General features: G+C 48.6%; 17 protein-coding genes. 7 read left to right on the top strand and 10 right to left on the bottom strand.

All coding sequences use genetic code 11. From position 1 onward, the window contains the following. Window position 1 precedes the first annotated feature (1 nt). The 3 genes from FYJ53_RS16415 (at window position 2) to FYJ53_RS16405 (ending at window position 3813) form a co-directional block, all read left to right on the top strand. Window positions 2-793, top strand: a complete 792-nt coding sequence (locus FYJ53_RS16415) for an XdhC family protein (RefSeq protein ID WP_013381111.1) — start codon at window positions 2-4, stop codon at window positions 791-793. A gap of 274 nt (window positions 794-1067) precedes the next feature. Next, on the top strand, window positions 1068-2324 hold the full coding sequence (locus tag FYJ53_RS16410; RefSeq protein ID WP_013381112.1) for a nitrate/nitrite transporter: 1257 nt from the start codon (window positions 1068-1070) through the stop codon (window positions 2322-2324). A 37-nt stretch (window positions 2325-2361) separates the two neighbouring features. After that, entirely contained in the window at window positions 2362-3813 is a 1452-nt protein-coding gene (locus tag FYJ53_RS16405) for a trimethylamine methyltransferase family protein (protein ID WP_013381113.1), read from the top strand. Between the two features lie 44 nt (window positions 3814-3857). Here FYJ53_RS16405 and FYJ53_RS16400 read toward each other — a convergent pair whose 3' ends face one another. Continuing rightward, window positions 3858-5243, bottom strand: coding sequence for a sigma-54-dependent Fis family transcriptional regulator (locus FYJ53_RS16400; RefSeq protein WP_013381114.1), 1386 nt, complete (start codon window positions 5241-5243; stop codon window positions 3858-3860). A gap of 301 nt (window positions 5244-5544) precedes the next feature. Between FYJ53_RS16400 and FYJ53_RS16395 the strand changes: the two genes are divergently transcribed. From FYJ53_RS16395 to FYJ53_RS16385, 3 genes are read left to right on the top strand one after another with little or no spacing between them, the layout of a single operon-like run. After that, window positions 5545-6534 carry an extracellular solute-binding protein gene (locus tag FYJ53_RS16395; RefSeq protein ID WP_013381115.1) on the top strand — a complete coding sequence of 330 codons (990 nt, stop codon included), beginning with the start codon at window positions 5545-5547 and terminating at the stop codon, window positions 6532-6534. A 1-nt stretch (window position 6535) separates the two neighbouring features. After that, window positions 6536-7300 carry an ABC transporter ATP-binding protein gene (locus FYJ53_RS16390; protein WP_148429343.1) on the top strand — a complete coding sequence of 255 codons (765 nt, stop codon included), beginning with the start codon at window positions 6536-6538 and terminating at the stop codon, window positions 7298-7300. 13 nt (window positions 7301-7313) lie between these two features. Further along, window positions 7314-8894 (top strand): ABC transporter permease subunit, encoded by a 1581-nt coding sequence (locus FYJ53_RS16385; RefSeq protein WP_013381117.1) that lies wholly within the window; start codon window positions 7314-7316, stop codon window positions 8892-8894. A 211-nt stretch (window positions 8895-9105) separates the two neighbouring features. Here the strand turns inward: FYJ53_RS16385 and FYJ53_RS16380 are convergent, their stop codons facing one another. From FYJ53_RS16380 to FYJ53_RS16345, 8 genes are all read right to left on the bottom strand, one after another. Next, window positions 9106-10854, bottom strand: coding sequence for an ABC transporter ATP-binding protein (locus tag FYJ53_RS16380; RefSeq protein WP_013381118.1), 1749 nt, complete (start codon window positions 10852-10854; stop codon window positions 9106-9108). Next, entirely contained in the window at window positions 10847-12622 is a 1776-nt protein-coding gene (locus tag FYJ53_RS16375; RefSeq protein ID WP_148429344.1) for an ABC transporter ATP-binding protein, read from the bottom strand. The genes FYJ53_RS16380 and FYJ53_RS16375 overlap by 8 nt, the downstream gene beginning before the upstream one ends. Before the next feature lie 64 nt (window positions 12623-12686). Next, window positions 12687-13682, bottom strand: a complete 996-nt coding sequence (locus tag FYJ53_RS16370) for an AraC family transcriptional regulator (protein WP_013381120.1) — start codon at window positions 13680-13682, stop codon at window positions 12687-12689. After that, on the bottom strand, window positions 13672-15171 hold the full coding sequence (locus tag FYJ53_RS16365; RefSeq protein ID WP_013381121.1) for an ABC transporter ATP-binding protein: 1500 nt from the start codon (window positions 15169-15171) through the stop codon (window positions 13672-13674). The genes FYJ53_RS16370 and FYJ53_RS16365 overlap by 11 nt, the downstream gene beginning before the upstream one ends. Before the next feature lie 7 nt (window positions 15172-15178). Next, window positions 15179-15913, bottom strand: a complete 735-nt coding sequence (locus tag FYJ53_RS16360) for an energy-coupling factor transporter transmembrane component T (RefSeq protein WP_013381122.1) — start codon at window positions 15911-15913, stop codon at window positions 15179-15181. Beyond that, complete coding sequence (locus FYJ53_RS16355) at window positions 15913-16494, bottom strand: MptD family putative ECF transporter S component (RefSeq protein ID WP_013381123.1); 582 nt, start codon at window positions 16492-16494, stop codon at window positions 15913-15915. The genes FYJ53_RS16360 and FYJ53_RS16355 overlap by 1 nt, the downstream gene beginning before the upstream one ends. A gap of 214 nt (window positions 16495-16708) precedes the next feature. After that, entirely contained in the window at window positions 16709-18595 is a 1887-nt protein-coding gene (locus FYJ53_RS16350) for an ABC transporter ATP-binding protein (RefSeq protein WP_013381124.1), read from the bottom strand. Beyond that, on the bottom strand, window positions 18595-20358 hold the full coding sequence (locus tag FYJ53_RS16345; protein WP_013381125.1) for an ABC transporter ATP-binding protein: 1764 nt from the start codon (window positions 20356-20358) through the stop codon (window positions 18595-18597). The genes FYJ53_RS16350 and FYJ53_RS16345 overlap by 1 nt, the downstream gene beginning before the upstream one ends. Before the next feature lie 155 nt (window positions 20359-20513). Here FYJ53_RS16345 and FYJ53_RS16340 point away from each other — a divergent pair, with 155 nt between their 5' ends. Further along, entirely contained in the window at window positions 20514-21398 is an 885-nt protein-coding gene (locus FYJ53_RS16340; protein WP_013381126.1) for a LysR family transcriptional regulator, read from the top strand. Between the two features lie 61 nt (window positions 21399-21459). On the opposite strand, the gene FYJ53_RS16335 is transcribed toward FYJ53_RS16340, so the two are convergent. Further along, window positions 21460-22230, bottom strand: a complete 771-nt coding sequence (locus FYJ53_RS16335; RefSeq protein WP_013381127.1) for a formate/nitrite transporter family protein — start codon at window positions 22228-22230, stop codon at window positions 21460-21462. Window positions 22231-22238: the final 8 nt, after the last annotated feature.

The raw sequence follows: 22238 nt of genomic DNA, 5'->3' as shown, positions 1-22238 counted from the left end.
CATGAATCCAAAAAAATTACTGGAAGAACAGCTTAAGCTGGAGGAAGCCGGGCGTCCCTACGCAGTCATCACCATCATCCGGGCCAACGGCGCTGTCCCCAGAAAAAGCGGCAAAATGCTGGTAACCGCGGATGGCAACAGCATTGGCACCATTGGCGGCGGCAGCTCGGAGCTTTTGGCCATACAGGACGCTCAGGCATGTATCCGCTATGGCGAAAACGCCGTTAAGGATTATGTCCTGAACAGCGAAAACGGTATGGTCTGTGGCGGAGACTTCTCTGTATTTATTGAGGTTGAAAACCCAAGACCGCGTCTGCTGCTCTGCGGCGCTGGCCACGTTGGAACTGCCCTTATGAAAGCCGCCCATCTGGCTGGCTTTGATATCACTTTGGTCGATACCCGTGCAGAGGACCAGATCGGAGACGCCATCCTGCTGGCAGATACCTATGTGCCTGTTGAGGACTTCTACAAAGGGATTATGGCACTGACGATTCCCGCTGGAGCCTTTATCGTCATTACTACTTATGGCCATCGTTTTGACAAAGAAGCGTTGGCGGCAGCTCTGACCAAAAAGGCCGCCTATCTTGGAATGATCGGCAGCCGAAAAAAAATCGCAGCGGTTTATGAAAAGCTGCGTTCAGAGGGTTTTACCCATGAGCAGCTGGAAGCAGTTTATGCGCCCATTGGCATGGATATTGGCGGTGAAACCCCTGAGGAGATCGCCATTTCCATTGTCGCTGAAATGCTGGCGGTTAAATATAAACGAAGTGGCGCGCATTTAAAGGATCTCTAACTGATATGTTTATAATTTTACCGGAGACAGGTTCTTCGGTTTTTTATTTTTTGTTCAGAGTCTTTGAGTTGTTTTTGTGAAAGCCCGATTCATTTTAGACTCACTTTTGATTATTTTTTGTAATTTCTTCTTTTTTATTTTCTAAATCCCTTTCAAAACCCTTTTAACACACTATATTTTCGTAATTTTATATTTATTTTGTTTTATGGCACACATCTTGCGTTAACATATTGGCATCAGAGATCTGAAACATTTTTAGAAAGGAAAAGAAACAATGGACCTTAAGAAAAAACGTTATATTCTCATGTTCTTTATGGGAATGCTCTACTCTTCCCAAAACGTCATGCCCTGGTTTTCAACTTACTATTACAAAGCCATGCAGGGGGCCCTCGGCTATACAGATGGCCAGCTTGGAATGCTGATCACGGTTTTTGGTATTATTGCAGTCTTTATGTACATCATCGCCGGTATTCTATCCGACCGTTTTCCACTCAAACCATTGCTGCTTATCTCAAGCTTTGGAACCGGCGCCCTGATCCTGCTGATGGCCACGCTTCCCAGCTATCCTATCATGCTGGCTATTCAGATGGGTTTTGCCATCACTGTTGTCTGCACTTTCTACGGCGCTTTTGTAAAATTCACCCATACCATCGGTGAGGAACACGAGCAGGGGAAAATGTATGGTTTTATGTTTGCCTTTAATGGCCTTTTAGGAATGACTCTTGGCTTCATTGCCTCAGGTATTTACGCAGGCCTCTCTGGGGCCGGCGATGTCGAAGCCTTCCGTTACATGCTTTACCTGTACGCCTTCTTTAATATCCTGCCTGGGATTGTCCTTTTGTTCTTCTACAACGAAAAGCGGGATACTTACCTGACCGAGGAGGATCAGGATGAAAAATTCCAGCTGAAATATCTGGGCGATGTCGTGAAAATGCCCGAGGTCTGGCTGATCGCCTTAATGGGCTGCTGCTCCTACACCTTTAAATGCAGCGCCTCTTATTTCACACCCTATCTGACCGATGCCTTTGCCATTCCGGTGGTCATGATGAACTTTATCGCCATTTTCAGATCTTATGGCGTGCGTATTATCATGAATCCCATCTCAGGTATTTTCATTGATAAGATGAAATCTGCCACCAAGGTCATGACAGTGGACTTCATCCTCGGCATCATCGTTATCGGCATTACGCTGCTGCTGCCAGGCAGCCCTTCCTTTGCCATCATTGCGGTTATTCTGCTGCTCATGGTTGCAGCGATCTATAACCTGTCTGTCCCCTGCTGGTATACCCCCATCACAGAAGCCAGAATCCCGAACAAATATTACGGCACCATCGTCGGTATTGTCTCGGCCGTTGCCTTTTCACCCGATGCTTTCTTCTATCTGATCGGCGGCAATATGCTGGATAAATACGGTGAAGCAGGCTACAGCTATATCTTTATGCTCGTTCTCGGTATTGTGACCGTCGGCCTTTTGATCAGCATTATCTTAAGACGGATGATCCAGAAAAAGAACACACAGCAGGCCCTTTAGTTTTCAATTAAAATTACAATAAAAGTGAGGTAGAAAAATGTTACGCAAAAACGCTTATGACTTGTTTCTGAGTTTGGATGATGTCGAAAAAATCCACGAGAGTACCCTTCGCGTCTTAAAGGAAGTCGGTGTAGAATTCAAGCACGAAGAAGTGCTGGATGTCTTTAAAAAACACGGTGCACGTGTCGAGAACTCAATCGTCTATCTCGATGAGGATATAATTAATAATGCACTGCAAACCGTGCCAAAGAGCTTTGAACTCCATGGCCGCGCTGGTTTCTCCACCATTTCTGTGGATGGCGCCCCGGTCATCACCACCGCCGGCGGGCCTCCCCAGCTGGTACATGAGGACGACTCGATCCGCGATTCTACCCTTGAGGATGTCATCAAATTTTACAAGCTCATCGAGTCCAGTGATGTTATCGATGTTACCCGTATCGTATCCTCGGATACCGCGGATCTTGACCGCAACTCTGAAAATCTCTTTAATCCGCAGCAGGCATTGCTGCTAAAATACAATACCAAACCTGTTTACGGAACCATTGTCAACAGTAACCATACCCGGGGTAAGAGCATCCGCCAGGGCACCCGCGATTCTATCCAGCTCATTAAAAAATTCTATGATGTGTGGGACAAAAATATTATTCTGACTGACCACTGCTGTATTTCTCCTCTTTCTGTCGGCAGTGAGGTTCTGGAAAATATGCTGGCGATGCTGGATGAAGACCAGATTGTCCAGTTCACAGTCTGCTCCATGACCAATCTTACCTCCCCCCCAAGCATTATGGGAACCGTTGTGCAGGATAACGCAACGCTGCTGGCCGCCATGGTCTTCACGCAGCTTGTAAAACCCGGAACCCCGACCATTTACCGTACTTTAAGCGCCCCGACTGATATGCGTGAGGTCAAGCTGGCAATCGGCAGCCCTGAAAATACCCTTCTCGGCTTTGCCGGTATCGCCATGGCCCGCTACTACGGTGTGCCGGTAGGCTCTGGCGGCGGTCTTTCCGACTCCCTCACTGTTGATTATCAGGCAGGCGCAGAAACCATGATGACCCTTCTGCCAACCTACCTGGGCAATGCAGACTTTGTTTCTCACTCTGTCGGTACCCTCGGCTCCTTTAACCTCGGTAGTTTTGAAAAGCTGGTGCTGGATGAAGAGGTTGTCTCCATGCTGAAACGCCTCTACGAAGGCATCGCCATTTCCGACAAAAAGGACGGCGTTGACCTTATGCTTAAAGTCGGCCCGCGCGGCAACTACCTCAAAGGCAGAACACCAAAGGACTACCGTGAAGAACACTACCTGCCGAAGTACTTTAATAAACAGGGTGACAAGCTGGCGGATCGTGAAAAATTCGGAACAGCCCTAGACCGCGCTAAAAAGGAAGTACAACGCCGCGTAGACGAATACGAGCTTCCTGAAACGACCAAAAAACAAAAAGAAATACTAAACGAATACCTCCCTGATCCTTATAAATACGACCTTTAAACAAAAAGGAGATGCGCTCAGCAGCGCATCTCCTTTTCCTATTTCTAGTCTTCCTTCTCGTCATACACATATTTGCGTATAAGGCGGTAAGCCTTGGACTGGCTGATGTTTAAGGCCTCTGCCATTTTCCGGCTGCTCTTGTAAAAAAGATAGCTGTTCTCCACCAGCTTACGCTCTGCCTCCTCCATCACTGATTCGTAGTCAGAGTTTACAACCCTCTTTGATCCGGACTCTTCCTCTGAGGTGAAACGCTGAAAATCATAATCCTCAATGACCTTACCATCGGACAGGATCACAAGTCTTTCCACCAGATTGCGAAGCTGACGGATATTGCCTGGCCAGTGGTACCCGCACAGAAGGGGCGGCACTTTTTTGGAAAAATACTTATTGGTTTTATACTTTTCATTAAACACGTTCAAAAAATAGTTTGCCAAGGAGATGATATCCTCTGGCCGCTCCCGCAGAGGCGGCAGTGTGGTCTTAATGCTGTTCAAACGCCAGTAAAGGTCCTCCCTGAATTTATTGTCCTGCACTAGCTGATACAGGTCTTTATTGGTAGCGGTGATGATTCGGATATCCGCGTGCTCCGGGGTAGTGCTCCCCACTGGAATAAAGCGTTTATTTTCAATGACATCCAGTATCTTAACCTGCATGGGCAGGGAGAGCTCTCCAATCTCATCCAAAAAAAGGGTTCCGCCGTTGGCAATCTTGATCAGACCTTCCTTCCCCTTATTGCTGGCGCCGGTAAAGGCATGGGGGACATAACCGAACAGCTCAGATTCCAGCAATGTCTCTGGAATCGCCGAGCAGTTAATAGAGATAAAGGGCTTGTCCTTACGCAGGCTGTTGGTATGAACATATTTTGACAAAAAACTTTTACCCGTCCCCGATTCGCCCAAAATAAGAACGTTGATATCAGTTTTGGACACCTTCTGTAAAATAGACAGGCATCGCTTAATCGCTTTGCTTGAGCCAATGATCTCCCCAGAGTCTTCTTCCTCCGATACGATGGTTTTAACCTCATTTTTAATGCTGAAATCATAGCTGTTGATGGGGTCCTGAGTCGTTGAAACGATCATCTCCACATTTCCTTCTTCATCGAGAATCGGGACAGAGATGGTGACCACGTTTTGCTCCATGGCGTAATACTTGTTCTCCGCGATAATGACCTTCTTCGACTTTTTCACCCGGCCCGACAGGGATATTTTCCACCGCTCAGGCCTCAGCTCACTTTGGAGATTCATGTTCTTCATCTGCTCCGGCGTCAAGCCATAGTGGCGCATACACGCCGGATTGGTGTAGACATACCGGTCATCAGCATCCGTCACAAAAACCTCAGTATACGCATTTTCTAAAATTTTAAGCAGCGTTTCCTTAGGCAGGCTGTCCAAATATGCCTGATACTCCTCGCTGTAACCTGTTTCTTCCATAATTCTCCTACTCACACTTTTTTTGTAATTTAACAATTATTACAACTCTATTTAAAGTTGTAATCATTTTCTATGCTTATTATAACCGATTTCGAGTCATATTTGAACGGTTATTTTCAAATTTGAAACATATTTTTTTGAGTAAATTTTATTTTTCAAAAGATTCCAGCCTTTTAAACAGTACAAAAAGCCTTATTTTCCTATTTTTCGTAAATTTAAAAATAATACAGCGTTTTTGTTGATTTTTTCGACTTATGGCATTAATATTGCATATATAAATAGTAAAAAGGAGGTTCTTCATATGAAACAAAAATCATCTTCCATTATTATTTTTCTCAGCGTTGCTGTTCTTCTGTTTAATCTCTGCGGCTGTGCCAAGCGGGACAGCCAGCGTGTCGTCATCTATTCCTGTCTCGAGTCCTTCAGAAACCAGGACATGATTGAACAGCTGCAAAAGGACCTCCCTCATATTTCCGTCAATGTCCAGAGCCTGTCCACTGGCAAGATCGCCTCTAAACTCAAGGCCGAGGGCACAAAATCGGAGGGTGATATCATCATTGGGCTGGACACAGCTTATTCTGAAAGCCTCAAGGATTATCTGGAGCCACTTAACGGCTATGATGACAGCCTGTATCTGGATGAGTTTAAAATACCAGGCCGGGAATACGCCATCTGGGAGCGTTACGGCGGCTGTATTGTCATCAATGAGGCGCTTTTGGCTGAGAAAGGCCTGCCTGAGCCCACCTGCTACGAGGATCTGCTCAAACCCGAGTATAAAAACCTGATCGTCATGCCCGACCCCAAATCCACAGGCACCGGCTACCTTTTTCTTGAAAACATGGTAAACTTTATGGGCGAGGACGAGGCTTTTGACTATCTTGATCAGCTGGTCGAAAACATTATTTTCTTCACAGCTTCCGGCTCCGGGCCAGTCAACCTCCTGATCCAGGGAGAAGCGGCCATTGGTCTGGGCCTTACTTTTACCGTTGTCCAGGAAATCAACAACGGTATGCCTTTTAAAATCATCTATTTTGGTGAGGGCTCCCCCTACAACACCTCATCCTTTGCCATGCTGAAGGACAGGGATAATGCCGAGGATGTAGCGGCAGTATTCAGCTATCTGTACAACCATTTTATTTACAGAGATAAGGCGCTTTTTTCTCCTGAGCCTGTCTTTAAAAACCAAACCATTACCATCCCTAACTACCCGCAAAACATTGTCTACGGTGACATGAAGGACATCAATGACATAAAACACAAAGAAAATCTGCTAAAACGCTGGAGGTACTGACATGAACCAAACGGTTAAACTTACCATTAAAAATATACATAAGTCTTATAACGGCAAAACGATTCTGGATGATATCAGCTTTGAGGTCTACTCTGGTGAGTTTCTATCCATCCTGGGGCCATCTGGCTGCAGTAAAACAACGCTGCTCCGGATTTTGATCGGCATTACAGATCAGGATGGGGGCAGGATTACAAAGGATGGCGTGGATATCTCACACTTAAGCGCAGACAAACGGGGCATGGGCATTGTCTTTCAGAATTATGCCCTCTTTCCAAATATGACGGTTCTGGAAAATGTAGTCTATCCCCTTAAAATCAACAAATTTCCCAAAAAGGAAGCCCTTGAACGCGCCCGCGCGGCTATTGACAGCATTGGTCTGTCCGATCATCTGGACAAAAGGCCCAGTAAGCTTTCCGGCGGCCAGCAGCAGCGTGTGGCCATCGCACGCACCCTTGCGCTGAACCCGGATATTATTTTGTTTGACGAGCCGATGTCCGCTCTCGACGCCTCTACCCGGCTGACGCTGCGCTTTGAGCTGGAGCGTATCCAGCGGGAGTTTGGCGTAACGATGATCTACATCACCCATGACCAGGAGGAGGCTTTCTCCATGTCGAACCGCATTATGGTCATGAGTAATGGCGCCATTGAGCAGCTGGATACGCCTTTCAACATTTATCATCACCCCGCCAATGCCTATATTGAAGAATTTGTTGTCTTTCACCTGATGGAAAAGCTGGCAGCGTTCCGTCGTTTCACAGGAAAATAAAGGAGGCGCTACCATGAAATGGATAAAATCTAAATCGCTGAGGCTTTTATTCGTCGTGTTCTTTTTTGTTACCCTGATTCTTCCCCTGTTCAATATGTTTGCCACCATCACCACAGAAAGCATTCAAAACCTGCTGTTTACACCGGTTTTCGGGGAGGTTATTCTGCAGTCTGTCCTCGTGACTGCTACCGCGACGCTTATTGCAATCCTGCTGGCGCTGGCGCTTTCCTGGTGCGTGGCGAAAACAGCCATGCCTTTTAAAAACATTCTGATCCCAGCCCTGACCCTGCCGATGCTCATCCCCTCCATTTCGCACGGTATGGGGCTGGTCATCCTCTTCGGCGCAAAGGGGATCATTACAAACCTGCTGCATACCAGCTTCAGCCTTTACGGCTTCTCAGGCATTGTCATTGGCTCTGTGCTCTATACGTTCCCCATCGCTTTTTTAATGCTCTTGGATGTTTTTAAATACGAGGATGACGCCTTGTACGAAGCGGCGCAGGTCATGGGTGTTTCAAAGCTCCGCCAGTTTACAGACCTCACCCTTGTTTATCTGAAAAAACCGTTAATCTCGGCCTTTTTTGCTGTGTTTACCATGATTTTTACCGACTATGGCGTCCCTCTGGCAGTCGGCGGCAAGTATCGTGTGCTTTCAACCTATATGTACCGCGAGGTCCTGGGCCTGCTCAATTTCTCTAACGGTGCTGTTGTTGGGATTATCCTGCTTCTGCCGGCCATTCTGGCTTTTATCATCGACTTTTTCAGCCAGGACAGCCAAAGCGGCAGCAACAGTGTCAGGCTTAAAATCAAGGCTTCTCCGGTGCGCGACCGCTGCGCTGCCGGCTTCTGTATCCTGACTGCGGTTTTGTTTAACCTGCCGATCATCGCTTTTGTTGTTTTATCTGTTGTGAAAAAATATCCGGTTGACCTGTCGCTTTCCTTTGACAGCATTTTGCAGACGCTTCAGCTCGGCGCTGGCGAATACTTTTTTAATGCCATTGTCATGTCTCTCCTGACAGCGCTTGTCGGGACTGCCATCGCCTTTACTGTGGCTTATTTTACCTCCAGAGGAAAACAGACCTTTACCTCAAGATGCCTGCATCTTATCTCACTGGTAACCGTTGCGGTGCCTGGTATTGTCCTCGGCCTTGGATATGTTACGCGTTTCAGCGGCAGTATCCTTTACGGGACGCTCATGATCCTCGTCCTTGTCAACACCATCCATTTCTTTTCATCGCCCTATCTCATGGCGCACAACGCTCTGCTCAAGCTGAATCCGAACTTTGAGGATATCGCCATGACACTGAACATTCCAAAGCACCGCATGATCCGGGATGTGCTGCTGCCCTCCACCTTCGGTACGCTGCTTGAGATGTTCACTTATTATTTTATCAATGGTATGATCACCATCTCTGCCATTTCGTTCCTGAGCACGGTTGACAATATGCCTCTGGCATTGATGATCCCTGTCTTTGAGGGACAGCGGCTCTTTGAATGCGCTGCTTTTGTCTCTTTGATCATTCTTGTGAGCAACCTTATTCTGAAAGCGCTCATCAGCTTTGTCTCCTCAAAATGGCAAAAGTATCTGAACTGAATACAAAATAAAAACCCCTTCATGTCCATTACTCCATGAAAGGGTCTTTATAAAAAGGAAAAGAAATGAAAAAGTTTTTGTTTTAATCTCATACAGCCCGTTAGAGATTAGTAAGTTAATTTCTTAACTTGATTATAGTATAAACCGGCAATGTGATGGTTATGTGAAGTGCCGCCTGCCCTTAAGCCAGCTTTAAGACTGCGGCTTTTATTCAGGCAATCCTCCAGCCCTCAGCCGCTTCTCGAATATCGACAAACTGCCTGTAGATTCCCTTTTCCAGAATAAGCTGTGCATGGGTTCCGCGCTGGGCGATCCGTCCGTTATCTACAACCAGTATCTGGTCGGCATGCTCGATGGTTGCCAGTCGGTGGGCAATGACGATGATGGTCTTTCCATTTGTCAAAGAGGAAATTGCCTCCTGTATAAAGTGCTCGTTTTCCGGGTCAACACTGGCAGTGGCTTCATCCAGTATTATGATCGGCGCATCCTTCAGAATAGCCCGGGCAATGGATATTCTCTGCTTTTCGCCGCCGGACAGTGAGGAACCGCCCTCGCCCACCAGTGTGTTGTAGCCATCGGGCAGGGCTGTGATAAACGCATGGCACTGTGCCTCCTTTGCGGCTCTTATGACTTCCTCCATATCCGCATCGGGGTTGCCAAAACGGATATTATTTAAAATGGTGTCGTGAAAAAGATAAACGTTCTGGAATACCATACTGATATTTGAGAGCAGACTGTCGCAGGTCAACTCCCGGATATCCATGTTCCCGATGGTAATGGCACCGCTGTTTACATCGTAAAAGCGGGCCAGCAGGCTGCACATTGTGGTTTTACCGCTTCCAGAGGGGCCTACAATAGCTGTGGTTGTTTTTTCGGGAATATCAAAGCTGACATTTTCCAGAACCGGCCGGCTGTCATAACCAAAGCTCACATTATTAAAGGTGATATTAAAGTTATCCGGCTTTTTATCCTTTCCGTTTTCATCAATAAATTTTGCCTTTTCAATTTTGTCCAGCTTTTCAAACGTCGATTCAATCAGCTCCATGGTATGGGCCGCATTGTTAATCTGCTCGACATGCGTAAAAATCATAAAGGAGAAAACCGCAAACATTAAAAAGACCGGCACAGCCATGGCGCCCTCCGCGGTAAAAACAGCTGCCGCTGCCGCCACTGCCACCGACGCAAGCTTCAAACAAAACTGATGAAGACAGTTGCAGGGAATGTAGTCCAGCTCGATCTTCACATTGATGCGCCGGTGCTCCCTGCAGGCCCGCTTCATCCCCTCGACAGAAACGCCTTCCTGTCCATAGGCCTTTACGACTGCCAGGCCCCTTATGTATTCCAGCGTTGCTGCGATGAGATCATTCTGGGCCTCCTGATGTACGGCTGCATTTATCCGGCTTCTGCGGCTCAGTATTCTCAGAAAGAAGGCCGAACCTAAAACGCCGGCAACTGCAATCAGGGCGATCTGCCAGGAATAAAAAGCCAGGCAGAGAATAATGGCCAGTGCGCTGATATAGCCGCCGACCACCACATCGGTCATCTTCATGGCGTACATCTCCAAAACAGACAGGTCCGTGGTTACTGCCCCGGCAAGCTCCCCTGTATTATTGCGGTCAAAAAAGCCAAGGGAAACTCTTTTCAGAATATCACCGATCCGGATGCGCTCCTCGGCGGTTTTTTCATAGGCGATGCTCTCCTGAAAGGTCGCCTTGAGATATGAAAACAGAAAGCGCCCAAGGATCATCCCAACCATAAAGATAAGAAACCAAAGGGCCCAGACAGGTGTCAGAACAATTTCTCCACGCTGATCCTCCAGCATAAGCTCCAGCCCGTAGGCAGCGCCGATAACAGGCATTGCTGTAAAAATACTCTGTAAAAAGGACCAGAGGAACCCCCAGTATAATCGGTTTTTACGTCCGCCAGTCCATTTTATAATGTGTCTGATGGTTTTAAGCATCGGTCAATTCTCCTTTCATCTCTTTTCCCGCTGCCCAACATCTGGCACCGACATGGGCCTGCCACATATCCCGGTACAGTGCACAGCATTCCAGGAGCTCCTGCTGTGTGCCCTCGGCTGTAATCTGCCCCTTTTCCAAAACGACAATTCTGTCAGCATTCTGGATGGTTGACAGCCGGTGCGCAATGACCAGCAAGGTTTTTCCCTCCGTCAGCGCTGCGATGGAACGCTGCAGCTGTGCCTCGTTTTCTGGATCTGTAAAGGCTGTGGCCTCGTCAAGGATAACCACCGGGGCATTCTTCAGAATCGCCCGGGCAATGGCGATGCGCTGGCGTTCGCCACCGGAAAGCTTTCCGCCGGCTTCTCCCGCGGTTGTATCCCAGCCCTTTTCCAGATGGCTGATAAAGTGCTCGCACTGGGCCGCCCTAGCCGCCTCAAAAACTTCCTCGTCGGTAGCTGACGGTTTACCAAGCCGGATGTTTTCAAGCAATGAACAGTTAAACAGAAAATTATCCTGGGTGACAAAGCTCACTGTATCTGCAAGCTGAGACAGTGGGATTTTTCTTATATCAACACCTCCGATGGAAATACTTCCATCCCTCACATCCCAGAACCGGGCAATCAGCCGGGCAACTGTTGATTTCCCGCCGCCTGAAGGACCGACCAGCGCAGTAAAGCTGCCCTGCGGCAGATGCAGGCTGATATTTCTGAGCACATCGCCGTCCCTGTCATTGTAGGCAAAGCTCACGTCCTCCAGCACGACCGTGTAGTGCTCCAGACAGACGTTCTCCTTTTCCTCCGGGAGCTCTGGAAGCTCCATCAGCTGATTGACATCGTTAATGGCATACTGGATGGATTTAAAATCATTAACCGCTGTGGTGAACCAGCTCACCGGACCCACAATACTCATGGAGAGAATCATGCACAGGGTCAGCTCCGCAGGTGTGAGCGCACCGTAAATATACAGAAGCATTCCCACCGGCAGGATACCAAGCAGGGTACTGGGCAGAATGGCGTTTCCCAGATTCATCAACCCCCAGGTCGAGCGGAACCAGTCAAGGGTAAAGTCCTTGAAATCTCCCACTGCCCTGGTGAATTTCTCATATGAGCTCGAGGACTGGTTAAAGGCCTTGATGACCTGTATCCCCTCGACATACTCCACGATTACACTGTTGACATGGCGGCTGGATTCCATGAATCTGGCGTACTGGCTGTTATAGTTGCGCATCATAATGGCATAAACCAGTGCTCCGGGCGGAATACAGGCCAGCGATGCCAAGGCAATGCGCCAGTCAATGCTGATCATATAAATAAATACACAGACCGGCAGCAGCAGATTTGAAATTCCCTCTGGAATCAGGTGGCCCAGCGGAAGCTCAATGGTTTCTACCCTGTCGACAAAAATACTTTTAAGACCGCCAGCCGTTTTGGACAAAACTGTTCCGAGGGGCGCACGCATCAGCTTATCGGTCAGCGCCAGACGGATACTCTCTAAAATCTGATATGCCGACATATGGGAAAAGGTTGTTGAAATGCCGTAAAACACCAGCTTTACAATGTACCCTGTCACACACACCGCCGCCCAGGCCAGAATGCTCTGTACTTCGGGCGTCCCCTTAAAAAACAGCAGGATTATCTGATAGACGCCGAGATAAGGCACCAGCCCACCCAGCACACTGACCACAGCGCATATCACAGACAAAAACATCTTTGTCCTGCACTCAGCTGCAAACGAGAAGATGCTCTGAAAGGTTCCTTTTTTCTTCATGCTTTCGCCTCCTAAAAATAATAACGGACAGTCCTTTTTTAAGAACCATCCGTATTATACGCAATCATTGCGCTTCCTGTCTGCTCCGTTCCTGCCAATACTGATCCATTCGGACGACGGATTTACGATACTCTGCCGGGCACATGCCCATAACGGATTGAAAAGCTGCTGCAAATTTACTCGGGTTTTCATAGCCTACCCGGTTGGCAATGGAAACGACATTTTCATTGGTTTTCTGGAGCATAAGCGCAGCGGCGTTCATCCGGTATTCCTTCATATAGGCATAAATAGAGGTTCCATAAACACCTTTGAAACAAAGCTTCATAGAGGTGAGCGGAAACTCAAAGCGTTCAGAGAGCTCTTTTAACGTGTAATGCCGCTCCAAATTGTCGGTCAAAAGCCGGACGATGGCTTTGACTTTTTCGACCTGTGTTTTGTAAAAATAAGGGCGCTCGGCACTCTTCTGGGCAACCTCCAGCGCATCCAAAAACAAAAGGAGTTCAAACACCTTGATCTTAAAATAGCTCATCCTCAAATGCTCAGGGACAGTGTAAAGCTCTGAAAAGATGTGCTCCACCCCTTCGCCTGCCCGCATGACAAAGGGGTGCTCATCCCCGCAGAATTTCTCTCGGATTTTTGCGAGGTCAACAGGAACCCCCTCCAGGACATGCGGCAGAACCTTCATGGCTTTTTCCATATAAAAACCAACAGTGATGCCATGATAGTGCTTTAAGGGAAAGCTGAAATCACAGACGTGATGCTTTCGGTTATTCATCTGCAGATCTCCGGCTTCCAGGTATATGAATTTATTTTTTACGATCTCCCACTCAATCCGTCCCTCCCGGCAGTGGTCGATGCAGAACAAGTCTACATCAGGCTTGAACTCTGAAAAGCATTTTTCCATATGAAAATCATTATAAAGGAGATAAACCCCCGGGAATACATCGTAGGCAGTCATCACCCCTTCGCCGCTGTCCTCATTTACCTGGTAAACCGTACAGCTTTCATCTTTACAGATCAGCGAAACGTTTGGGCCCATTGCTTCCCGGTCAAAATGCATAGTGTCTGCCTCCTTCCCCGTCCTCACTGGTTTTTAAAAAGAAAGAGAGCATCCTGTCCCTCCCTGCTGCGCTAAGGGGGTAATTTCCCACCAGCCTGCCTTGGTCGATATGAAGGATATGCGTACAGCAGGACAGGATAAACTCAGGGTCATGGGTGACAACAAAGACTGTTTTGCCCTGCTCTGAAAGGCCGCGTATATTGCTGGATACCTCACGCATATGCCGAAGATCCAGCCCGCTGGTCGGTTCATCAAAAACAATAATCTCCCGCTGTGAGGCGATGGCTGAAGCCACCGCGACACGCTGCTTCTGTCCGCCCGACAACGCCATAGGGTGCTTTTCCTTATAGACCAGCAGGTCGAGGGATTCCAGGATGGAAGCTGCCCGTTCCGGTGCCTCCTGCTTCATAGAGAGCAGCACCTCGTCCAGCACGCTCTCAGTAAAAAGCTGGTGGTTGACATCCTGCATAACCATATAGCAGGCCGACAGCCGTTTTTTAGATTTAAGCGCTGTACCTTTATAGCGTACAATCCCTTTATCTTTTTTCTGCAGGCCGCAAAGACTCCGCGCAAAGGTGGACTTACCCGCGCCGTTATGGCCGATGATACCGATAACGCCACGCTCTGGCACATCGGCCTGTCCGATGGACAGCGCCGGCGGACAATGGGGATAGGCAAACTGAAACCGCTCAAGCCGCATGGTCTTCTCGTCGCTGAGTCCGGCCACCTTTATTTCTGAAAGACCAGACATGGAAAGTGCCCTCAGACCCATCTCCTCCGGTCTGCTGTTCGGCAGCCTGTAAAATTCCCGACCGGTGTAGGTCTTGTCAATCCGGCCTTTTTTCATACAGACCACCCTGTCCGCCAGGCCCTCCAGATAATACAATCGGTGCTCTGCCACCACAATGGTCTTTCCCTGCGCTTTCCACCGGCGGATGACTCTTCTCAACTCCTTTATGGCAGCAGTATCCAAATTGGATGAGGGCTCATCCAAAACCATGACCTCCGGGTACAGCGCCGCCACAGACCCGCAGGCAATCTTCTGCTTTTCGCCGCCTGAAAGCTTAAAAATATTCCTGCCACAAAGCGAATTAAGCCCAAAGGCTTCGGTGGTGTTTTTCAGCCGTCTGTATATCTCATCCTCTGGCAAGCCCAGATTTTCACAGCCAAAGACCAGCTCGCTAGTGGTATCCACATTAAAAAACTGCGACCGGGGATTCTGGAACACAGACCCGACCATTTTTGCTGTTTCGTACAAAGGCGCACTCCTTACATCCAGGCCGTTAACCACGACACTGCCTGACAGGACACCCTCGTAGTAATGCGGGATTAAGCCGTTGATCAGCCGGGTCACGGTTGTTTTGCCGCATCCCGATTCACCACACAATAAAATGATTTCACCATCGGCGATGGTAAGATTGAGACTGTCCAAATCAACCTCTTTTTTGTCCCGCCCGTAAGAAAAACATACGTCTTCAAATATAATCATACTCACCTCACAGAAGCGCAAATTTATTCAAAACAAATGCCGCCAGACTGCCAACGCACAGAACAATGGCCAGAATATCGGCCAGCCGGAAACCAATCCGGCAAATATTTGTCCGCGGCACAGGTGCGCCTAGTCCCCTTGTCAGAGCGGCTGCCGAAAGCTCCTCTCCAATCTTCACACAAGACATCATAAGAGGCACCAGACGGTATTCAAGCATGGCGCCTGCCTTGCCGCCGCCAAAGCGGATACCCCGCATCCGCATAGCGTCTCCGATGGCTCCGTACTCTTCCCGGACTGTTGGGAAAAAGCGAAACATAACCGACATTGGGATGGATAATTTCGGGGTAACGCGCATCCGGGCCATAGCTGCCATAAAGGCGCTGACCGTGGTGGTATTTACCAGGAAATACCCCATCATGATCCCGGGCATAAACCGGGCAAACAGGCCGCAGGTTGCAACGATGATAAAATTCAAAAAACCTGTGGTGACAGGCACCAAAAACAGTTCGCCACAGAAAGCCGCCGTGTAAGTTGCTAAATACACAAAAGCCGCCCCCCGCTTTTTTGAGGCCAGCAGCAGCATAAAGGGAACCAGTGTGAGGGCCGGCTTGACAAAATTCATGACACCACCATTCCCCCCACCGATGACAACCGTGGAAACAGTGACAACCAGAAGCATTTTTGTCCTTGGATCAAACGACAGACCGCCAGACACATCCGCGTTGGTACACGCCTTTGCCATCAGACAATCCCTGCTTTCATAAAGTGCTTTTTAAGCACTGCCTTGCCCAGCAGAGCCCCTAAAATACCGGAGATAAAGCAGGCGGCCAGAAGCGGCAGAAGACTCCAGTCGGGAATGTAGGCCATGAGCGTGTTGGCATACTCCTGGCCATATCCAGAAACCAGCATATCAAAATAGCTTCCCCGGTTGACTACAATGGGAATGTAATTGCCGATAAGCCACATGGAAAATACACCGTAGCTTAAAACACCCTTTCTGGAACTGGTGTAATCACCGGATTTTAGTACCAGTTCTGCCAGCAGACCGCTGACCGGCGCGGTAATCAACGCCCACATACCCATGCCCATCAGACACATGATAATACCGATGATGGCAGCCATGATAAGCACCATCCCAAACTTTCTAACCCTTGTCAAAAACAGCATGAAGGGTATCCCACCCACAAAGGGAACGATCACGGAGAGCAACGGTACAAAAATGGGAATATAGCCAATCATAGCTACACCCATGCAGATAACCAAAAGAATGGCGGTGAAAATGCCCACATTAATCAGGTCCTTTGCCTGAAGCTTATTATTCATATAAATTTCCTCCTGTTTTAGTTAGTTCTATCTAACTACGATTTTTTAAAGAAGGACTCCATGATCTCGGAGTCCTTTCATAAGCATATTAAGTGTAGCATAACCCTTTGTCTCTCGTCTGCTCCATCCGGACAAAATAAATCTATTCAGACAGAAAAACCGTCTAAACGGTTTATTCTCCGTCTTTTAGGAGCAATTAGGCTTTTCTCTGAACTCAGGCTGCCTCCTCGGCAAAGTTTCCAGTATAGAGCTCATAATACTTCCCCTCCTCGGCGATAAGCTCATCGTGGGTACCTCGCTCAATAATGCGGCCGTTTTCCAGCACCATGATACAGTCTGCATTGCGGACAGTGGAGAGGCGGTGAGCGATAACAAAGGTGGTTCTGCCCTTCATCAGGCGGTCCATTCCCTCCTGCACCATGACTTCGGTACGGGTGTCGATGGAGCTGGTAGCCTCGTCCAGAATGAGAACCGGCGGGTCGGCAACCGCAGCTCTTGCTATGGACAGAAGCTGTCTTTGTCCCTGGCTCAGGCTGCCGCCGTCGCCAGTGAGCATGGTCTGGTAGCCATCCGGCAGCCGGCTGATAAAACCGTCGGCATTGGCCAATTTCGCAGCAGCGATACAGTCCTCATCGGTGGCATCCAGCCGTCCAAAGCGGATATTGTCCATGACAGTGCCTGTAAAAAGATGCGTATCCTGCAGAACAATGCCCAGTGAGCGCCGTAAATCGGCCTTTTTAATCTTATTGATGTTAATGCCGTCATAGCGTATTTTCCCGTCCTGTATATCGTAGAAGCGGTTGATCAGATTGGTGATGGTCGTCTTTCCTGCACCAGTGCTGCCCACAAAGGCAATCTTTTGCCCAGGTTTGGCAAAAAGCCTTATGTCATGCAGTACCATATGGATATCGTCGTAGCCAAAATCGACGCCGTTAAAGGTAACCTCCCCTTCCAGCCGTTTGTAGGTAACAGTACCTTCTGCCCTGTGTGGGTGCTTCCACGCCCAGAGGCCTGTACGCTCTGTACTCTCGCAAAGGGAGCCGTCCGGCTGCTCCACTGCATTGACCAGCTGGACATAGCCTGCATCAGACTCGGGCTTTTCCTCCAGAAGGTTGAAGATACGGTCAGCCCCTGCCAGAGCCATGACAATGCTGTTAAGCTGCTGGCTGACCTGGGTGATGGGCTGGGTAAAGCTTTTGTTCAACGTGAGAAAAGACACCAGTGTTCCCAGAGTCAGGCTTACACTGCCACTCAGGGCCAGCACCGCACCCACAATGGCACACAGCACATAGCTGATATTACCGAGATTCGCGTTGACAGGCATGAGAATATTGGCAAACTTATTGGCGCTGTTGGCGCTCTCACGTAGACGGTTATTACGCTCCCTGAAGCCTTCCAGGCTTTTTTCTTCATGGCTGAAAACCTTGACGACCTTCTGACCGCTCATCATCTCCTCGATATAGCCGTTCACACTGCCCAGGTCCTTCTGCTGGGCCGCAAAATAAGCGCCTGATTTTCCGCCGAGCTTTGAAGTCGCGACCAGCATAACCACGGTCATGGCCAGTGTCACCAGTGTCAGAGGAATATCCAGAAACAGCATGCTCACAAAGGTGGTGGCAATACTGATAATCGACTGGATAATCTGTGGAAGACTCTGGCTGATGAGTTGGCGGAGAGTATCGACATCGTTGGTGTAAACCGACATGATATCGCCGTGAGCGTGGGTGTCAAAATACTTGATAGGCAGCGACTCCATGTGGGTAAAAAGCTTGATTCTGAGCTTTTTAAGGGTACCCTGGCTCACATTGATCATGATGCGGTTATAGGCAAAGGCCAGCCCTACACCAATGAGGTACATACAGGCCAGACGGACAAGCGCTGTGGCCAGCGGGCCAAAATCGGGATTGGCAGCTCCGGTCAGGGGGATAATATAATCGTCAATCAGAGTCTGCATAAACAGGGTTCCCTTAACGGTGATCAGAGTCGATCCGAAAATACATAAAAGCACTACCACTGTGGCTGCCTTGTAATTCTCGACAATCATTGTCAGAATACGGCCAAGCGCCTTTATGCTCAGACCGTCTTTTTTAATTTTGTTCATTAGCTCACCGCCTCCATTTCCATACTGCCCTCATCAAAATCTCCGCCGCCGTTTAGCTGAGAGGCGTAAATTTCCTGATAGATGGCATTTGTTTTCAGCAGATTGTCAGGCGTATCAAATGCGTTGACACGCCCCGCGTCCATCACCAGAACCCGGTCAGCATCCTCGACGCTGGAGATACGCTGGGCGATAATCAGCTTGGTCGTGCCTGGAATTTCGCTGATAAAGGCGCTCCGTATCCGGGCGTCTGTAGCGGTATCCACCGCACTGGTAGAGTCGTCCAGGATCAGTATTTTCGGCTTTTTCAGAAGCGCCCTCGCAATGCAGATACGCTGCTTCTGTCCTCCGGAAACATTGGTGCCGCCCTGATCAATAACCGTGTCATATTTGTCGGGCAGCTGCTCAATAAAAGTATCGGCGCAGGCCAGCCTGCAGGCGTGCTTACATTCCTCCAGCGTCGCCTGCTCATTGCCCCAGCGCAGATTGTCCAGAATTGTCCCTGAAAACAATACATTCTTCTGAAGCACCACAGACACCTGATTTCTAAGAGTCTCCAGGTCATAATCCCGGACATTCCTGCCACCCACCAGCACCCTGCCATCCGTCACATCGTAGAGCCGGCTGATGAGATTGACCAGACTCGACTTGCCGCTGCCTGTGCCCCCGATAATGCCAATGGTCTCACCGGCGCGGATGTGAAGGTCGATATCTGAGAGTGTTTCCTTACCGCTTCCCTTTTTATAGGCAAAACAGACCTGTTCAAAATCAATGCTGCCATTTTCCACGGCTGTTACTGGGCGCGCCGAATCTTTGATATCGGCCTGTTCCTCCAGCACCTCGGTAATACGGCGGCAGCTGGCAAGGCTCATGGTCACCATCACAAAGATCATGGACAGCATCATCAGAGACATCATAATATTCATGATATAGCTGAACATAGCGGTCAGCTCGCCGGTTGTCAGACTGCCGACAACAATCATCTGAGCGCCAAGCCAGGAAATCCCAAGGATGCAGCCATAAATAACAAACATCATTACTGGGTTATTAAAGGCAAGGATGCCCTCTGCTTTAACAAAAAGCCGATACAGGTTAGTGGCTGCCCTGGTAAAGCGTGTATTTTCATAGTCCTCCCGGACATAGGCTTTGACCACCCGTATGGCAGATACATTTTCCTGGACGCTCTCGTTTAAGGCGTCATATTTTTTAAAAACCTGGTCAAAAATTTTAATGGTCTTTAAAATAATCAATGCCAGAGCCAGGCCGAGAACCACAATAGCTGCCACAAAGACCAGGCTCAGCCGGGTATTAATGAAAAAGCACATGACCATGGCGCTGATGAGCATCAGCGGCGCGCGGGTACACATGCGAAGGATCATTTGAAAGGCGTTCTGCACATTGGTAACGTCTGTTGTAAGCCGCGTGACCAGCCCGGCCGTGCTGTACTTGTCGATGTTTGAGAAGGAGAAGCGCTGGATATTTTCATACATTCCCTCCCTCAGGTTGCAGGCCAGGCCTGAAGACGCGCTGGCCGCGTATTTGCCCGCCAGAATACCAAAGATCAGGCTTGCCATGGCCATGATCACCATGATCCCTCCGTAAAAATAAATCTGCTGTATGTTTCCAGCCTCAATACCCCGGTCGATGATGAGTGATATGACCAAAGGGATCAAAACCTCCATCACAACCTCCAGGGCTGTAAATAAGGGTGTCAGCAGCGAAGCCTTTTTATACTGCTTCACCTGCCCTAAAAGTGTTTTTACCATTTTTATCTTCCTTTCAAGGTTTGTTGTTTTTGCCTGTTATAGATAATATTAAACTACAAATTTTGTTGAAAGTGAATTCAAAAAATGTTATTATTAATTAAGAGTGTCAATTAATTAATAAATAAAATTTTTATCAATAAATCAAGGAGGCCCTTATGAACAGCACACAGCTCGAATGCTTTATGCAGGTCGCAGAGAACCTGAACTTCGCACGGGCAGCGGAAGCGCTGCACATCACACAGCCCTCAGTCACCCACCAGATCCATACCCTCGAGGCAGAGCTGAACGTAAAGCTCTTTCACCGCACCACGCGCTCCGTATCCCTGACACAGGCCGGACTGAGTTTTTTTGCCGACGCCAAAAACATCCTGTCCCTCATGAAAATATCAAAAATGCGGCTTCACGATGATAGCACAGACAAGCTCTCCTTTTTTGCCATGGGACTCCACAGCAAAATGGAGCTTTCCTTTCTTCCGGATATTATTAAGGAAATGAAGCGGCAGGTTCCACTGCTGCACCCCATTATCAAAATGGTTCCTTTCCACGCCCTTGCCAATCTCCTGACCGATGAAACCATTGACGTCATGTTTGAATTTAAAAACGAAAAAACAGATAAGCTCCGTCTCAATTATGTCGAGCTGACCAAAGCGCCCATCGCCTGTGTCCTGCAAAAGGACCACCCCCTTGCCGGGCAGCCGTCTGTTACCCCGGCTGAGCTTAAAGATCTCAGCATTGTGCTCTGCCAACCGCCAGTGCCAGTATTCTCTGATATTTCGGCCTTTCAACAAAAGGAGGCATCCAATTTTTCACCGGCCAATTCCTATTTTTCTGAAAATATTGATGAGGCCTATACCCTCGTAAAGGCCGGACTAGGCTTCTCCCTTTTGCCCGACCTCATGCCAAGCCGTGACCCTGAGCTGGCCTACATTCCATACGACCCGTCCAACGAGGTTTCCTATGGCGTGTATTATAAGGGAAAGAAAAAAGACCCGCTGCTTAAGCTTTTTATTGAGCTTACAAAAAACACCTTTCTCCAATAACAACAAAAACACCTGAGCATAATGCTCAGGTGTTTTTAGAACGAGGGAGATAAACCCTATACTATACTGTTTCCTTCTTTTTTGAAATAAAATAGTACGGAATCGCCACAAAGAGAATGCCGCCAACCATGTTGCCCAAGGTTACGACAATGAGATTGTATGCGTAGCCGCCAATAGTGACAGCCGCTTCCATGGGCGCAAGCAGGGAGATTGTCAGCAGGGTCATATTTGCAATGCTGTGCTCAAATCCTGTTGTGATAAAAGCAAAAAGGCACCAGAAAATCATGATAAGCTTCCCACTTTCCGATTTGCATTTAAAGCCGCACCACACTGCCAGGCAGACCAGCACATTACACAGAACCCCTCTCAGAAACAGGGGTACCAGAGGAAGGTTCATCTTAATCGCTGACGACGCTGCAATAAACTCACCGACTGGGCCGGTCGCAAAGCCTGCTCCCCAGAAAACAAGGGCCAGGAGCACAGACCCTGCCAGATTGCCAAGCCAGCAGACGCCCCACAGCTTTAAGGTATCCGCCATGGTAACGGATTTCGACATAAGTCCTGCTGTCATGACCATATTGTTTCCTGTAAAAAGCTCTGCCCCCGCGATGACCACCAGGCTCAGGGCAACGCCAAAGGCTGCCCCCATGACAATCTTAACATAAGGTTCCCCGGTCAGCAGGCCGCCAATGGTAAAAATTAATAAAACACCAAATCCAATGAAGGCACCAGCCAGCATGGCTGCCACAAAATAGCCAAGGGGGTTCTTTTTCAGCAGCCCGGTTTTGGCCGCGGCTGCTTTCTGCACACTCATAAACTCTTCAAAAAACATCTGTTATC

The organism is Eubacterium sp. BL-380-WT-2B (assembly GCF_009696115.1).
Classification (GTDB): Bacteria; Bacillota; Clostridia; order Eubacteriales; family Eubacteriaceae; genus Eubacterium; species Eubacterium callanderi.
Note: the sequence above shows the minus strand (reverse complement) of the source record. Positions and strands in the feature narration are given on the sequence as shown.

What these genes read in the sequence shown, in the direction of transcription:
- FYJ53_RS16415 (WP_013381111.1), top strand. Translation starts at nt 2, where the DNA reads ATGAATCCAAAAAAATTACTGGAAGAACAGCTTAAGCTGGAGGAAGCC.
- FYJ53_RS16410 (WP_013381112.1), top strand. Translation starts at nt 1,068, where the DNA reads ATGGACCTTAAGAAAAAACGTTATATTCTCATGTTCTTTATGGGAATG.
- FYJ53_RS16405 (WP_013381113.1), top strand. Translation starts at nt 2,362, where the DNA reads ATGTTACGCAAAAACGCTTATGACTTGTTTCTGAGTTTGGATGATGTC.
- FYJ53_RS16400 (WP_013381114.1), bottom strand. Translation starts at nt 5,243, where the DNA reads ATGGAAGAAACAGGTTACAGCGAGGAGTATCAGGCATATTTGGACAGC.
- FYJ53_RS16395 (WP_013381115.1), top strand. Translation starts at nt 5,545, where the DNA reads ATGAAACAAAAATCATCTTCCATTATTATTTTTCTCAGCGTTGCTGTT.
- FYJ53_RS16390 (WP_148429343.1), top strand. Translation starts at nt 6,536, where the DNA reads ATGAACCAAACGGTTAAACTTACCATTAAAAATATACATAAGTCTTAT.
- FYJ53_RS16385 (WP_013381117.1), top strand. Translation starts at nt 7,314, where the DNA reads ATGAAATGGATAAAATCTAAATCGCTGAGGCTTTTATTCGTCGTGTTC.
- FYJ53_RS16380 (WP_013381118.1), bottom strand. Translation starts at nt 10,854, where the DNA reads ATGCTTAAAACCATCAGACACATTATAAAATGGACTGGCGGACGTAAA.
- FYJ53_RS16375 (WP_148429344.1), bottom strand. Translation starts at nt 12,622, where the DNA reads ATGAAGAAAAAAGGAACCTTTCAGAGCATCTTCTCGTTTGCAGCTGAG.
- FYJ53_RS16370 (WP_013381120.1), bottom strand. Translation starts at nt 13,682, where the DNA reads ATGCATTTTGACCGGGAAGCAATGGGCCCAAACGTTTCGCTGATCTGT.
- FYJ53_RS16365 (WP_013381121.1), bottom strand. Translation starts at nt 15,171, where the DNA reads ATGATTATATTTGAAGACGTATGTTTTTCTTACGGGCGGGACAAAAAA.
- FYJ53_RS16360 (WP_013381122.1), bottom strand. Translation starts at nt 15,913, where the DNA reads ATGGCAAAGGCGTGTACCAACGCGGATGTGTCTGGCGGTCTGTCGTTT.
- FYJ53_RS16355 (WP_013381123.1), bottom strand. Translation starts at nt 16,494, where the DNA reads ATGAATAATAAGCTTCAGGCAAAGGACCTGATTAATGTGGGCATTTTC.
- FYJ53_RS16350 (WP_013381124.1), bottom strand. Translation starts at nt 18,595, where the DNA reads ATGAACAAAATTAAAAAAGACGGTCTGAGCATAAAGGCGCTTGGCCGT.
- FYJ53_RS16345 (WP_013381125.1), bottom strand. Translation starts at nt 20,358, where the DNA reads ATGGTAAAAACACTTTTAGGGCAGGTGAAGCAGTATAAAAAGGCTTCG.
- FYJ53_RS16340 (WP_013381126.1), top strand. Translation starts at nt 20,514, where the DNA reads ATGAACAGCACACAGCTCGAATGCTTTATGCAGGTCGCAGAGAACCTG.
- FYJ53_RS16335 (WP_013381127.1), bottom strand. Translation starts at nt 22,230, where the DNA reads ATGTTTTTTGAAGAGTTTATGAGTGTGCAGAAAGCAGCCGCGGCCAAA.